Source organism: Amycolatopsis eburnea (assembly GCF_003937945.1).
Classification (GTDB): Bacteria; Actinomycetota; Actinomycetes; order Mycobacteriales; family Pseudonocardiaceae; genus Amycolatopsis; species Amycolatopsis eburnea.
This window is the reverse complement of the sequence record NZ_RSEC01000036.1, coordinates 620,738-634,560: the sequence shown is the minus strand read 5'-3', so window position 1 is coordinate 634,560 and position 13,823 is coordinate 620,738. Positions and strand designations below refer to the sequence as shown.

The 13,823-nt window shown below is 72.1% G+C and carries 11 protein-coding genes; 5 read left to right on the top strand and 6 right to left on the bottom strand.

Annotated features, from left to right (window positions below):
- Positions 1-50: 50 nt before the first annotated feature.
- The gene (locus tag EIY87_RS15580) at positions 51-2,885 is read left to right on the top strand and encodes a PQQ-dependent sugar dehydrogenase (protein ID WP_125308434.1); all 2,835 of its coding nucleotides are present in this window, start codon (positions 51-53) and stop codon (positions 2,883-2,885) included.
- A 50-nt stretch (positions 2,886-2,935) separates the two neighbouring features.
- On the opposite strand, the gene EIY87_RS15575 is transcribed toward EIY87_RS15580, so the two are convergent.
- On the bottom strand, positions 2,936-4,453 hold the full coding sequence (locus EIY87_RS15575; protein ID WP_125308431.1) for a 3-hydroxyacyl-CoA dehydrogenase: 1,518 nt from the start codon (positions 4,451-4,453) through the stop codon (positions 2,936-2,938).
- Positions 4,454-4,494: 41 nt separating this feature from the next.
- Complete coding sequence (locus EIY87_RS15570; RefSeq protein ID WP_125308429.1) at positions 4,495-5,163, bottom strand: TetR/AcrR family transcriptional regulator; 669 nt, start codon at positions 5,161-5,163, stop codon at positions 4,495-4,497.
- 1,037 nt (positions 5,164-6,200) lie between these two features.
- On the opposite strand from EIY87_RS15570, the gene EIY87_RS15560 reads away from it, so the two are divergent.
- Complete coding sequence (locus tag EIY87_RS15560) at positions 6,201-6,647, top strand: nitroreductase family deazaflavin-dependent oxidoreductase (RefSeq protein WP_125308427.1); 447 nt, start codon at positions 6,201-6,203, stop codon at positions 6,645-6,647.
- On the opposite strand, the gene EIY87_RS15555 is transcribed toward EIY87_RS15560, so the two are convergent.
- The 4 genes from EIY87_RS15555 to EIY87_RS15540 all read right to left on the bottom strand — a co-directional run bounded on the left by EIY87_RS15555 (position 6,637) and on the right by EIY87_RS15540 (position 9,366).
- Positions 6,637-6,834 carry a hypothetical protein gene (locus EIY87_RS15555; protein WP_125308425.1) on the bottom strand — a complete coding sequence of 66 codons (198 nt, stop codon included), beginning with the start codon at positions 6,832-6,834 and terminating at the stop codon, positions 6,637-6,639. The genes EIY87_RS15560 and EIY87_RS15555 overlap by 11 nt on opposite strands.
- Positions 6,835-6,843: 9 nt before the next feature.
- Positions 6,844-7,509 carry a response regulator gene (locus EIY87_RS15550; protein ID WP_125308423.1) on the bottom strand — a complete coding sequence of 222 codons (666 nt, stop codon included), beginning with the start codon at positions 7,507-7,509 and terminating at the stop codon, positions 6,844-6,846.
- Positions 7,506-8,660, bottom strand: coding sequence for a sensor histidine kinase (locus EIY87_RS15545; RefSeq protein WP_125308421.1), 1,155 nt, complete (start codon positions 8,658-8,660; stop codon positions 7,506-7,508). The genes EIY87_RS15550 and EIY87_RS15545 overlap by 4 nt, the downstream gene beginning before the upstream one ends.
- A gap of 100 nt (positions 8,661-8,760) precedes the next feature.
- A complete protein-coding gene (locus EIY87_RS15540) occupies positions 8,761-9,366 on the bottom strand; it encodes a hypothetical protein (protein WP_125308419.1) in 606 nt (201 codons plus the stop codon).
- A 168-nt stretch (positions 9,367-9,534) separates the two neighbouring features.
- Here EIY87_RS15540 and EIY87_RS15535 point away from each other — a divergent pair, with 168 nt between their 5' ends.
- The 3 genes from EIY87_RS15535 (at position 9,535) to EIY87_RS15525 (ending at position 13,761) form a co-directional block, all read left to right on the top strand.
- Positions 9,535-10,284 carry a response regulator transcription factor gene (locus tag EIY87_RS15535; RefSeq protein WP_125308417.1) on the top strand — a complete coding sequence of 250 codons (750 nt, stop codon included), beginning with the start codon at positions 9,535-9,537 and terminating at the stop codon, positions 10,282-10,284.
- Positions 10,262-11,767: a sensor histidine kinase gene (locus tag EIY87_RS15530; RefSeq protein ID WP_125308414.1), complete on the top strand. Its 1,506-nt coding sequence runs from the start codon at positions 10,262-10,264 to the stop codon at positions 11,765-11,767. Before EIY87_RS15535 ends, EIY87_RS15530 begins: the two co-directional genes overlap by 23 nt.
- Before the next feature lie 101 nt (positions 11,768-11,868).
- Entirely contained in the window at positions 11,869-13,761 is a 1,893-nt protein-coding gene (locus tag EIY87_RS15525) for a glycosyltransferase family 39 protein (protein WP_225439885.1), read from the top strand.
- Positions 13,762-13,823: the final 62 nt, after the last annotated feature.

Sequence of the window (13,823 nt, the reverse complement as noted above, 5' to 3'; positions counted from 1 at the left end):
ACTGGCCCCCCTGCTCGGGCGATAAGTGATCGCTTGGGAAGGGGGGCCAAATGGCCTTGCGAAAACTTCGCGCACTCCGTCACGCCTTCGTGGCGGCAGTTTTGACCGGGGCGATGCTGCCCGTCGTGGCCACGGGGGTGGCGACGGCGGCGACAGCGCTCCCGCAGGGGTTCGTGCTGCGGGACACCAGCGCCGGGCTGGGGCAAGAACCACTCACCGACTTCGCGTACCTGCCGGACAACTCGATGCTGGTCACCGGCAAGAACGGCACCGTCCGCTGGCTGTCGGCCGACGGGTCGGCGGGCCGGTCGCTGACGAAGCTGCCGGTCCGGACCAATGAGGACCTGGGTCTGGTCGGGCTCGCCGTCGCGCCGGACTACGCCACCTCGCACGCCATCTACCTGACGCGGTCGATCAACCAGACCAGCGGTTTCGTGATGCGCCTGGCGCGGTTCACGGTCACCGTGGACGCGGCGGGCGCGCCGACCGGCCTGGGCGGCGAGCAGTCGCTGTTCGAGGTGCCGGGCATCTTCAACGTCCACGGCATCGACGAGGTCGTCGCGGCCACCGACGGGACGCTCTGGCTGTCCATCGGCGACAACGGCGACTTCACCAAGATGGACCCGGCGTCGCTGCGCGCCCAGGACATCAACCAGCCCTACGGCAAGATCTTCCACCTGGCCGCCGACGGCAAGGGCGTGGCGACCAACCCGTACTACGACGCGGCCAACCCGGGCTCGACCGCCAGCAAGGTGTTCGCGCGCGGCTTCCGCAACCCGTTCCGCTTCAGCATCGACCCGAACCTCGGCCTCCCGGTCGCCGGTGACGTCGGCTGGAGCACCTGGGAAGAGGTCGACGTCGTGCAGCGCGGCGCGAACCAGGGCTGGCCGTGCTGGGAGGGCAACCACCCGACGCCGGGCTACAGCGGTCTCGCGGAATGCGCCGGCGTGGCGAACCAGCCGCCGGTGTTCGAGTACCAGCACGGCAACGGCGTGATGCAGGGCAACAGCGTCAGCGGCGGGATCGTCTACAACGGATCGAGCTACCCGGCGGCGTACCGCGGCTCGTACTTCTTCGGCGACTACGTGACGCACAAGATCTGGACGATGAAGTACGACAAGCAGGGTCAGCTCACGCAGGCCCCGGAGAACCCGCCGGTCTTCACCGACATCGGCGGCCCCGTCAAGTTCGCGGCGGCCCCGAACGGCGACATCGTCTACGCCGACATCCTGTCCGGCAACCTGCGCCGGCTGACCTACTCGGCCAACAACACCGTGCCGGTCGCCAAGGCCACCTCGGTGACCGACCCGGACACCCGCACCGTTTCGTTCGACGGCTCCGCTTCGGTCGACTACGACAACGACACGCTGAAGTACGACTGGGACTTCGGCGACGGCAACACTGCCCTCGACGCGGGCCCGAAGGTGTCGCACGCCTACGCGGCGGGCACCGAGGCGTTCACCGCGAAGCTGACCGTCCGGGACCCGCTGGGCGCCACCGACACGACCAGCATCGCGGTCGCGCCGGGCAACCACACCCCGGAGATCACCCTCACCACGCCGGGTGACACCGCGACGTTCGCGGTCAACCAGCAGGTTTCGCTCAGTGCCACCGCGACCGACGCCGAGGACGGCGCCCTGCCGATCACCTGGTCCACCACGGTGCGGCACTGCCCGAGCGAGGCGACCTGCCACTCCCACCCGGGCGACGGCGGGACCGGGGCGAGCTTCGCGGCGCCGTTCACCGAGCACCCGGACTCGCGGATGGAGTTCACCGCGTCGGTGACCGACAGCGCGGGCGTCACGACGTCCAAGACGTACACGGCGTGGCCGCGCGAACACCGCCTCACCCTGGTCAGCACGCAGCCCGCGGCGCTCGGCATCCCGGTCGAGGGCGGCGTCAGCACGGCGATGGTCGCCGAGGGCGCCACGTTCGACGTCGAGGCGAGCAAGCTGGCCATCGACGGCGTCTCGACGTTCACCGGCTGGCAGGGCGGTCCGACGGACCAGAAGTGGATCATCACCGTCGGCACGACCGACATGACCCTGACGGCGAACTACGCCACGCCGATCGACCAGCGCTACAACGCCGACCCGGCGCTGCAGGCGAAGCTGGGCGCGCCGACGGCGCCCGAGGTCACCGATGGTCCGGTCCACTACCGGGTCTACGCGAACGGGCGGCTGTACTGGAGCGCGGTGGGCGGCACGAAGTTCGTGACCGGCCCGGTGCTCGACAAGTACGTCGCGTTCGGCGGCCACAGCGTCCTCGGCCCGCCGACGTCGGACACCGCGTCCACTCCGGACGGTGTCGCGCAGTACAACCACTTCGTCAACAACGGGAACGTGGGCTCGATCTACTACACGGCCGCGACGGGCGCGCACGCGCTCTACGGTGAGATCCGGAAGAAGTGGGCGGCGCTGGACTACGAGCGCGGTCTCGGTTACCCGACGACCGACGAATCCGGTACACCGGATGGTGTGGGTCGCTACAACCACTTCATCAAGGGTGGCAACGTCGGTTCGATCTACTACACGAACGCGACCGGCGCGCACGCGATCTTCGGTGAGATCCGGAAGAAGTGGGCGGAGTACGGGTACGAGCGCGGGCTCGGCTACCCGACGACCGACGAAGGCGTGACGCCGGACGGCATCGGCCGGTACAACCACTTCAGCCTCGGCCACTCGATCTACTACACGGTGGCGACCGGCGCGCACGCGGTGAAGGGCGAGATCCGCAAGCGCTGGGCGGCGCTCGGGTGGGAGCGGTCGTACCTGCGCTACCCGACGTCGGACGAGTACGTGGTGAACGGGGTGTACCGCAGCGACTTCCAGGGCGGCTACATCACCTTCACCCTCGCGGGCGGGGCCGTCGACCGTCCTTGGTGAACTGATCGGTGAAGAAGCGGGCCGTCCCTCGGGGCGGCCCGCTTTTCGTTTCAGGACAAGAGGTTCGCCGGTGTCGTGCCGGTCGTCGTCAGCGGGAGGCCGAGTGCGACGCGCTCGGTGAGCCACGGGCTCGGCCGGTAGCGCGGGTCGCCGGTGGCCGCGGCGAGGCCGCGCAGGATGCGCAGCACGACGTCGCCGCCGACGAGGTCGCCCCAGGCCAGCGGCCCGCGCGGGTAGCCGAGGCCGAGGCGGACCGCCGTGTCGATGTCCGCCGGCGTCGCGAGGTGCTGGCCCGCGATGAAGCACGCCGTGTTGACGATCGAGGCCAGCAGGCGCTGGGCGATCGGGGCGGGCCCGTCGCGCACGACGGTCACCGGGTGGCCGGTCGCCGCCAGCGCGCCCCAGGCGGCGCGGCCCGCCGCCGGGTCGAGTCCGGGGTGGACGGACATCGTCAGCCGGCGTTCGTAGCCGCCGAGCGGGTCGACGCCGGCGACCCGGTCCAGCGGCAGCCCGGCGCGGGCCGCCGCGTCCACTGTGGACTCCCCGTAGAGCGGCACGAGCAGGACCGCGTCCGGGTAGGCGTCGGACACCACCTGCACGCCGGCCGCCGAGAGCGCGCGGGCGAGGTGCTCGTCCGCGGTGAACACCGGGCTCGACGGCTTCGGCGGCGCGGCAGGCTCCTCGGTGACCTGCTGCTTGCCGTCGACGTAGGAGTAGAAGCCTTCGCCGTTCTTCCGCCCGAACAGCCCGGCGGCGACCCGCGGGCGGGTCAGCCACGACGGGCGCAGCCGCGGGTCGCCGTGGAAGCCGCTCCAGATGCTTTCCAGGACGGCGTGGGAGACGTCGAGCCCGGTGAGGTCGAGCAGTTCGAACGGACCCAGCTTCAGCCCGAGCACGTCCCGGGCGACGCGGTCCACGTCGGCGGGCTCGGCCAGCGCCTCGGCCAGGATCTGCAGCGCTTCGGTGTTCAGCCCGCGACCGGCGTGGTTGACCAGGAAGCCGGGCGCGTCCTTCGCCAGCACCGGCTCATGTCCCCAGCTCCGGACCAGCTCGAGCGCCTGGCCGGGCAGCCAGTCGTGCGTGCGCGCGCCGGGCACGACCTCGACCAGCCGCATCAGCGGCACGGGGTTGAAGAAGTGCAGCCCGACGACCCGCCCGGGCTCGGCCAGCCCGGCGGCGATCTCGGTGACCGACAGCGAACTGGTGTTGGTCGCGAACACCGTCTCCTGTGGACAGACACGTTCGAGGCCGGCGAACAGCGCCCGCTTGGTCTCGAGGTCTTCCCGCACGGCCTCGACGACGAGATCGACCCCGTCCGCCGGCGCGTCGGGCGCGGCCACGGCGACCAGCCGGGCCTTCACCGTCTGTGGATCGTCGAGCTTGCCCTTCGCGGCCAGCTTGTCGACCATCGCGCCGACGTACGCGATCGCGTCGTCGACGGCCTCGCGGCGCACGTCGGCCAGCTCGACGGTCACGCCCGCGGTCGCGGCCAGCTGGACGATCCCGCGTCCCATCACCCCGGTGCCGATCACCCGGATCCTGCCGACCTTCCCGGCCCACCCCGTCACGTCGCCCGCCTTTCCGTTGGCCTCTGGCGTGACGGTACCGCCTAAAGGCCGACGAACTCGGCCATCCGCTTCGCCGAGTGGGCGAAGAACGCGTCCGCCGGGTCGACGCTGCCGACGTACTGGCCGAAGAGGTCGAAGCTGATCGCGCCGAACAGCTGCGTCCACGCCATCAGCAGGCGGGCCACGGTCTCGGGCCCGGCGATGATCCCGAGGGCCTTGGTGAGCGTCTCGGCCTGGGCACGCAGCTCGGGCGGAACCTCGTCGGCCGCCCGCACCGTGGTGTTCGTGAGCACCTTGACCAGCGCGAGCGCGACCCGCGACGCCGGCGCGACGGTGTCCTGCGGCGCTTCGTACCCGGGGATCGGTGAGCCGTAGATCAGCGCGTACTCGTGCGGGTGGGCGCGGGCCCAGTCGCGCGTCCCGTGCCAGATCGCCAGCCAGCGGTCGCGGGGCTCGCCTTCGCCGGGGTCGGCGTTCTCGGCGGCCTCGCCGATCGCGTTGTACGCGTCGACGATCAGGTCGGTCAGCAGCCGGTCGCGGCTCGGGAAGTAGCGGTACAGCGCGGAGGAGACCATGCCCAGCTCACGGGCGACCGCACGCAGCGACAGCCCGTGCGCGCCGACGTCGGCAAGCTGGCGGCGGGCTTCGTCCTTGATCTCCTGGGTCAGTTCGGCACGGGCGCGTTCGCGGGCGGTGCGGGTCGCGGTCATGGTGATCAGTGTGCCACGGTGAGAGCGGCGCACAAAGTAGAGAGCACTGCTCTGGTCGGTGAGCGGCTAGTTGGTGAGCGTTGTCCCGAATAGAGAGCACTGCTCTCGGGTCTGCTCGGGGGGATGCCGTGTCGCCGCTTGCCGCGCCGAGTCGTGGCGACTCGCCAGGGTGAGGTCGCGGATGCTCGCGCCGAACACGGTGGTCGCCCTTCTGGCTGGCCGCACGAGCAGCTTCAGTTCGGCGAGGTCGTGGTGAAGGCGTGCCGCGACGATGCTTGCGGTCGGCGGAGGTGCGGCCAGGGGCCCAAGGGTGCACCAAGGCGAGAGTGGTGCACAAAGTAGAAAGCAGTGCTCCGGGGAGTGGGCGGTGTCCTCGCGCTCGATGCTCCCAATCGAGAGCACCGCTCTCCGAGGTGATCAACGGTCTCGGGTGCACTCTCCGCGCCGAGCCGAACGCGCTTGTTCCGGCGAACGCGAGAGGTTCGGCTGGTTGTGGTCGACGAGGTCAGGGCCAGATCAGAGTCGTGCCCGTGTCCGTGCTCGGGGCTGGGGCTGGGAGCCGGAGTCAGGGCCAGAGTCAGAGCGGGGGGCGGGGTTGGGGGCGGGTCGGGATCGGAGTCAAAGCTTCCGGAGCCGGAGCCGGAGCCGGAGCCGGAGCCGGAGCCATGGTCAGGGACAGGGTCAGGGCAGGTCAGGTCAGGGCAGGCCAGGGCAGGGCAGGGCAGGGCGGGGCAGGGCGGGGCAGGGCGGGGCAGGGCCGGAGCCGGAGCTGCGGCCGCAGCCGTGGCCGTGGCCGCAGCCCGCAGTCCGGGTCGGCGTTGGGGCCGGAGCCGGAGCCAAGGTGTAGGCGAGAGCGCAGGTGAGGGGTGCGAGCGCGGGGCGTGGGGTGCGCGTGGGCGCTCACCGCGAGCGCGGTGATCAGTGCGCCATGAAGAGAGCGCCGCACAAAACAGAGAGCAGTGCTCTTGACAGTGAGCGCCGCTCAGTGTTAACTGCTCTCAACCGAGAGCACTGCTCTCCCAACCTCGGAGGACATCATGACCGCCGCCCGCTACATCGAGCCGAAGAAGTCCACCAACGCCTTCAACGAGGTCGTTGCCAAGCTGACCCGGATGGGGTTCAGCGTCTGGGGCAGCCGGGTGCTGACCGTCGTCGGGCGGAAGAGCGGGGAGCCGCGGTCGGTGCCCGTCAACCTGCTGACCGTCGACGGGGTCCGGTACCTCGTCGCGCCGCGGGGGGAGACGCAGTGGGTGCGGAACCTGCGCGTCGCCGGGGAAGGGACGCTCCGGGTCGGCAAGCGCGTCGAGGGCTTCACGTTCCGGGAGCTGGCCGACGACGAGAAGCCGGGAATTCTCCGCGCCTACCTCAAGCGCTGGAAGTTCGAGGTCGGCGTGTTCTTCGACGGCGTCGACGCCAAGGCCTCGGACGAGAAGCTGCGCGAGATCGCGCCGGGCTACCCGATCTTCGAGATCTTCACGAAGTAGGTTTGCGCCGCGTCAGGTTGGCCGCGACCAGGACCACGCCGACCAGGAACGCGACGAGCCCGATCAGGAACCACAGCTTCTGGCCCGTCATGAAGCTGCCGGTGATGACCCCGACTCCTTGCAGCACCCACACGGCGCCGACCAGTACGAGCACGACCCCGACCGCGAGCGTGATCCACCGCCTCATCGGCCCAGCTTAGGCGGGCGGCTCGGCCGGCACGAGTTTGTGGCGGTAGGCGTAGACGACGGCGTGCACGCGGTCGGGCAGGCCGAGCTTGCTCAGCACGCGCGACACGTGGGTCTTCACCGTCTCCTCGCCGACGTGCAGCCGTCGCGCTATCTCGGCGTTGCTGCAGGCGTTGGCCAGCAACAGCAGCACTTCGCGCTCGCGGGACGTCAGCCTGGCCAGCTCGGGTGGTTCGGCGGCCGCGGGCTCGAGGACCGACGTGAACTTCGCGACCAGGCGCCGCGTCACCGACGGGTCGATCAGCGCGTCGCCGCGCGCGGCCACCCGCATCGCCGCGACCAGCTCCTCCGGGGCCAGGCTCTTGAGCAGGAACCCGCTCGCCCCGGCGCGCAGCGCGCGGTAGACGTACTCGTCGGCGTCGTAGGTCGTGAGCACCAGGACGCGCGTGTCGTTGCCCGGCGCGGCGAGGATCGCTTCGGTCGCGGCGAGGCCGTCGAGGCGGGGCATGCGGACGTCGAGGACCGCGACGTCCGGGCGCAGCCGCGCGGTCTCGGCGACCGCTTCGCGGCCGTCGGACGCTTCGCCGACGCACGTGAAGTCGGGCTGGGTGTCGAGCAGCGCGCGCATCCCGGAGCGGAACATCGCGTGGTCGTCGGCCAGCAGGACGCGGATCATGTGCTCTCCACCGGGAAGGTCGTGCGCAGCTGCCAGTGTTCGCCGTTCTCGCCGTAGGAGACCTGGCCGCCGAACAGGGTGACGCGCTGCCGGATCCCCGCCAGGCCGCGGTGCGCGTGCTCGTTGCGGCGCGGGCGGTCGGGGCGGAGGCCGTTGGTCACCGTGAGCACGACTTCCGTGCGGCCGTGGTTCAGCTCCACCTCGACCGGACCCTCGCCGTGGCGCAACGCGTTGGTCAGCGCCTCCTGCGCGATCCGGTACAGGGCGACGTCGAGGGAGCCCGGAAGCTCACGCGGCTCGCCGCGCAGGGTCAGGCGGGTCGGGAGGCCGGCCGAGCGGACGGTCTCGACCAGCTCGTCGAGGTTGTCCAGGCCGGGCTGGCCGGCGTTGGTGTCCGCGTGCAGGAGGTCGAGGAGCCGCCGGAGGTCGGCCATCGCCGAACGGCTCGCGGACTCGACGGCGCCGAGGGACTTCCGCACCGGCGAGTCGCCCTCGGGGAGGCCGAGCCGGGCCGCGCCGGCGTGCACGCCGATGGCGCTGACGTGGTGGGAGATGACGTCGTGGAGGTCGCGCGCGATCGTCGTGCGCTCCTCGAGCACGGCGCGCCGCACGGCCTCCTCCTCGTGCTGGCGGCGTTCGTCCGCCGCGCGTTCGAGGTCAGCGATGTAGGCGCGGCGGGCCGTCGTGTACCGGCCGACCAGCCACGGCAGGAGCGCGCTGACGCTGACGCTGATGGCGGTCAGCCGCCAGTCGGACGCGGTCCGCCCGCCGCCTTCGATGCACCCCGCGGTGACCCCGAGGAGCAGGGCCAGGAGCGCGAGGACGGCGGGTTTCGGCCGCAGCCAGGCACCCGCCCGGTAGCCGGCGATCAGGATGCCCGAGTTGTTCCCGACGACGTAGCCGACGCAGGTGCAGAGCAGGAGCGGCGACGCGGCGAAGAGCACGGCGTGCGCGAGCGCGACCCAGCCGGAGTGGCGGGCGGCGCCGGCGAGCGCGACGTTGACCGCGATGCCGCCGAGCAGCACCGCCCAGGCCCGCCAGCCCGCTTCGCCGAGCGGGCCGCGGAGGGCGAACAGGGCGGCGTCGCAGACCACGCAGACGAGCGCCACCAGCAGCGACTGGCGCCTCAGCGACCCCCTGATGTCCGGCACACCCGCAACTGTGCCCTACGGCGAGGCCGACGTGGGCGGGAACGCCCCGATGCGGCGGGAGGGGTACGCGGCACCGGGACGTTCCCTGGAAGGAGGGCCGTCAGTTCGTGGGGCGGGCCGAGTAGTCGCCGCGGCGCTGGCCGCGCTGGCCTTCGAAGCCCTGGCCGAGTGACGTCGCCGTCGCGGTCGTGCCGTCGACCTTCGCCACCACCGTCACGTTCGCGTCGCCCTGCTTGACGTCGCCCGTCTTCTGGGTCGACGAATCGATCGTGTACGTCTGCTTGTAGCCGTCCTTGCTGGTCAGCGTCACGGACGTGGCGCTCAGCTCGGTCACGTCGCCGGTCTGCAGGCGCTCGGTCGTGTAGCCGCCGTTCGGGTCCGCCACGACGAAGTCGCCGTGGAGGGCGTCGCGCATCGCCGCCAGGCCGCCGCCGAAGCCGCCGCCCGGCATGCCCTGGCCGCGGAACTGGCCGTTGCCGCCCGGGCCGCCGAAGCCGCCGGGGCCCTGTGCGGTGTTGTCGGCGCTGCTGGTGCCCGCCCAGATCGCCGCGCCGCCGCCGGCCGCGATGACCACCGCGATGCCGGCCGCGATCGCTGTCTTCTTGCCGGACCAGCCCTTCTTCGGCGCGGCTGGTGCCGGGTCGCCCCAGTTGGCTGGGGCCGGCTCGCCCTGGGGTGGCGTGGTCGGCGTCGGCTCGGTCGTCATCGTGTCCTCCGGTGGTGCCCACACTGGTCCCGGTCAGGTTCGCCGCCGAGGCTGTGTTTGAGCTGTGCGGGGCGTCAGCGGGTGCTGTGCCTCGACCGGGCGAACTCTCACAGGGAACGCACAGCGAGCGCACAGCGAACACTGACGGTGGGCCGGGAAGGTGGCACCATGACCGCTGTGAACGCCACCTCACCCGGACCCGGCAAGGCCGACCTGCGCCGCGCCGACGGCAGCCCCGTGCGGGTGCTCGTGGTCGACGACGAGGCGACGCTGGCCGAACTGGTGTCGATGGCCCTGCGCATGGAGGGCTGGGAGGTGCGCAGCGCGGGCGACGGTACGGAGGCCGTCCGGATCGCGCGCGACTTCCGCCCCGACGCCGTCGTCCTGGACGTGATGCTCCCCGACTTCAGCGGTCTCGAAGTCCTGCGGCGCATGCGGTCCGAGGCGCCGAACCTGCCGGTGCTGTTCCTGACGGCGAAGGACGCGGTCGAGGACCGCATCGCCGGGCTGACCGCGGGCGGCGACGACTACGTCACCAAGCCCTTCAGCCTCGAAGAGGTCGCCCTGCGGCTGCGCGCGTTGCTGCGCCGCGCGGGCGGGGTCACCGGCGCGAGCGGGTCGCAGCTGGTGGTCGGCGACCTCACCCTGGACGAGGACAGCCGCGAGGTGCACCGCGGCGGCGACCTGGTGCCGCTGACCGCGACCGAGTTCGAGCTGCTGCGCTACCTGATGCGCAACCCGAAGCGCGTGCTGTCGAAGGCCCAGATCCTGGACCGCGTCTGGAGCTACGACTTCGGCGGCCAGGCCAACATCGTCGAGCTCTACATCTCCTACCTGCGCAAGAAGATCGACGCCGACCGCGAGCCGATGATCCACACCATGCGGGGCGCCGGGTATGTCCTCAAGCCGGCGGGCTGAACCCGGGCGGTTCCGGCGGCCGTGGTCGCTGCGGCGGCGGCTGATCGTCCAGCTCGCCGCGCTCCTCGCGCTCGTGTGCGTGGTCGTCGGCGTGGTCACGGAGTTCGCGCTGAGCGAGTTCCTGGTGCGCCAGCAGGACGACCGGCTCAAGGCGGCCAGCGACCGCGCCGCGCACGGCGGGGAACGGCCGCCGTGGCCGTACGGCGAAGCGCCGCCGCCGGACCCGTTGCGCGTGCTCGGCCAGGGCGACGGCACGCTCGCGGTCGTCCTGACCGGCAACCGGGCGCAAGCGGGGGTGCTCGACTTCAGCGCGGGCACGCCGTCGAAGCGCCGGCCGCCGCTGAAGGCCATCCCGGCGGAGCAGGTGCTGACCCTGCTGAAGGTGCCGTCCGACGGGAAGCAGCACAGCGTCGACCTCGGCGGCAGCCTCGGCGAGTACCGGGTCGTCTCCACGGTTTCGCCCGGCGGCGAGAAGACGGTCATCGGCCTGCCGCTCAAGGACGTCAACGAAACGCTGTGGCGGCTCGGGTTGATCCTCGGCGGCGTCGCGCTCGCCGGGATCCTGGTGGCGGGCGCGGTCGGCGCGGCGACGATCCGGCGCACGATGAAGCCGCTCGACCGGCTGGCCGCGACCGCGACGCGCGTGTCCGAGCTGCCGCTGGACCGCGGCGAAGTCGCGCTGTCGGAACGCGTTCCGGAAAGCGACACCGATCCGAACACCGAGGTCGGCAAGGTCGGCTCGGCGCTGAACCGGATGCTGCAGCACGTCGCGAACGCGCTCACCGCGCGGCACGCGAGCGAGAACCGGGTCCGCCAGTTCGTCGCGGACGCGAGCCACGAGCTGCGCACGCCGCTGGCGGCGATCCGCGGCTACGCCGAGCTGACCCGCCGCGGCGGCGAGCAGGTGCCGCCGGACGTCGCGTTCGCGATGAGCCGCGTCGAGTCGGAGTCGCGCCGGATGACGACGCTGGTCGAGGACCTGCTGCTGCTCGCGCGCCTCGATTCCGGCCGCCCGGTGGTGCACGAGTGGGTGGACCTCTGCCGGCTGGTCGCCGACGCGGTCGCGGACGCGCACGTCGCGGGGCCGGAGCACAAGTGGCTGATGGACGTCCCCGGCGAGCCGATCGGCGTGCTCGGCGACGCGGGCCAGCTGCACCAGGTGGTGATCAACGTGCTGGCCAACGCGCGCACGCACACCCCCGCGGGTACGACGGTGACGACCACTTTGTCCACTTCGGACGGAGCGGTCCGGCTCCTCGTGGCCGACGACGGCCCCGGCATCCCGCCGGACATCCTCCCGAACGTCTTCGAGCGCTTCGCCCGCGGTGACAATTCGCGCTCGCGGGCCGCGGGGAGCACGGGGCTCGGGCTGGCGATCGTGGCCGCGGTGGCCGGCGCGCACGGCGGCCGGGTCGGGGTGCGGAGCCGGCCGGGGCGCACGGAGTTCGAGATCACGTTCCCGGTGGCGCCGGCGCCCGCGTGAGCCGGGCCACGACCGTGGCGGACCTGGGCCGGGGCGGATCCACAGCGCGCGCACAGCTTCGGCACAAGTTCACCACATGCGGCGCCGACAACGTGAGGACCATGACGACCACGCTGCCGGCGCCCGCGGCCGCCCAGCCCGCTCCGGAAACCGCGCGGGAAGCGCGGTGGGTCCGGCCGTCCGTTGCCGCGCTGCTGCTCGGGACCGGGCTGCTGTACCTGTGGGACCTGGCGAAAACGGGCTGGGCCAACGACTTCTACGCGATGGCCGCGCAGGCCGGCACGTGGAGCTGGAAGGCGCTGTTCTTCGGTTCGCTCGACCCCGGCAACGTCGTCACCGTGGACAAGCCGCCGTTCTCCCTGTGGATCATGGGGTTGTCCGGGCGGCTGTTCGGCTTCTCCAGCTGGAGCCTGCTGGTCCCGAACGCGCTCGCCGGCGTCGCGTCGGTGGGGCTGCTGTACCTCGCCGTGCGGCGGCTTTCCGGGCCGGGCGCCGGGTTGCTGGCCGGGGCCGCGCTCGCGCTGACGCCGGTCGCCGCGCTCATGTTCCGCTACGACAACCCGGACGCCTTCCTCGTGCTGCTGCTCGTCGCCGGCGCGTACTGCGTGGTGCGCGCGCTCGAACGCGGGAGCACGGTGTGGCTGCTGCTCGCCGGGGTGGCGATCGGGTTCGGCTTCCTGGACAAGATGCTGCAGGCGTTCCTCGTGCTGCCTGCGTTCGTGCTCGCCTACGCCGTCGCGGCGCCGACGTCGTTGGGGAAGCGGGTCTGGCAGCTGGGCGCCGCGGCGGGTGCGGTGCTCGTCTCCGCCGGGTGGTGGATCGCGGTCGTCGCGCTGTGGCCGGCCGCCGACCGGCCCTACATCAGCGGCTCGACCGACAACACCGTGCTGGAGCTGGCGTTCGGCTACAACGGGCTCGGCCGGATCTTCGGCGAAGGCCGCGGTGGCGGTGGTGGCGGGACGTTCACGCCGCCCGCCGGCGTGGAGCTGCCCGCCGGTGGCCGCGGCTTCGGTGGTGGGTTCGGCGGCGAGACCGGGTTGACGCGGTTGTTCGGTGGCGAGTTCGGCGGCGAAGCGTCGTGGCTGCTGCCCGCCGCGGTCATCGGGCTGGTCGCCGGCCTGTGGTTCACGCGCCGCGCACCGCGCACCGACCGGACGCGGGCGGCGCTGCTGCTGTGGGGTGGCTGGCTGGTCGTCACCGCGCTGGTGTTCAGCTACATGAGCGGGATCATCCACCCGTACTACACGGTCGCGCTGGCGCCGGGGATCGCCGCCACGCTGGGGATTTCCGCGCGGGAGCTGTGGCGCGGCCGGGCGAACTTCACGGCTCGGGCGGTGCTCGCGGTCATGCTCGCGGTGACCGCGGTGTGGGGTTTCGTGCTCCTCGCGCGCACGCCCGACTGGCAGCCCTGGGTGCGCTACACGCTGCTCGTGCTGAGCGCGGCCGCCGTGTTCGCGCTGCTCTTCGGCGCCGACCGGCTCCGGCGGCTCGGCCCGGTCGTGGCCGTGCTCGGCCTGTGCGGCGCGCTGCTCGGGACGACGGCGTTCACGCTGGCCACGGCGGCGACCGCGCACTCGGGCGGGACGCCGTCGTCCGGCCCGGCGACCGCGAGCGGACGCGGTTTCGGCGGCGGCGCGCGGGGTTTCGGCGGCAGCCAGGCCGACACCGCGGTGATCGACCTGCTGAAGGGCACGACGACGAAGTGGGCGGCGGCGCAGAGCGGCGCGATGGAGTCGGCCGGGCTGGCGCTCGCGAGCGGCCGCCCGGTGCTCGCGATCGGCGGCTTCAGCGGCAGTGACCCGGCGCCGACGCTCGCGCAGTTCCAGCAGTACGTCGCGAGCGGCGACGTCCACTACTACGTCGCGGGCGGGCGCGGCGGCTTCGGGGGCGGCCGCGGGACCGCCGGGGAGATCCAGACCTGGGTCGAGCAGAACTTCGCGCCGGTGGGTGTCGGGAGTGCGACCGTTTACGACCTGACCAAATCTATCAATTGATCGAAATGCGATCCGGTGTTGCGTTCGTGTTAACGACCGGAGAAACATTCGCGGATCCGAGA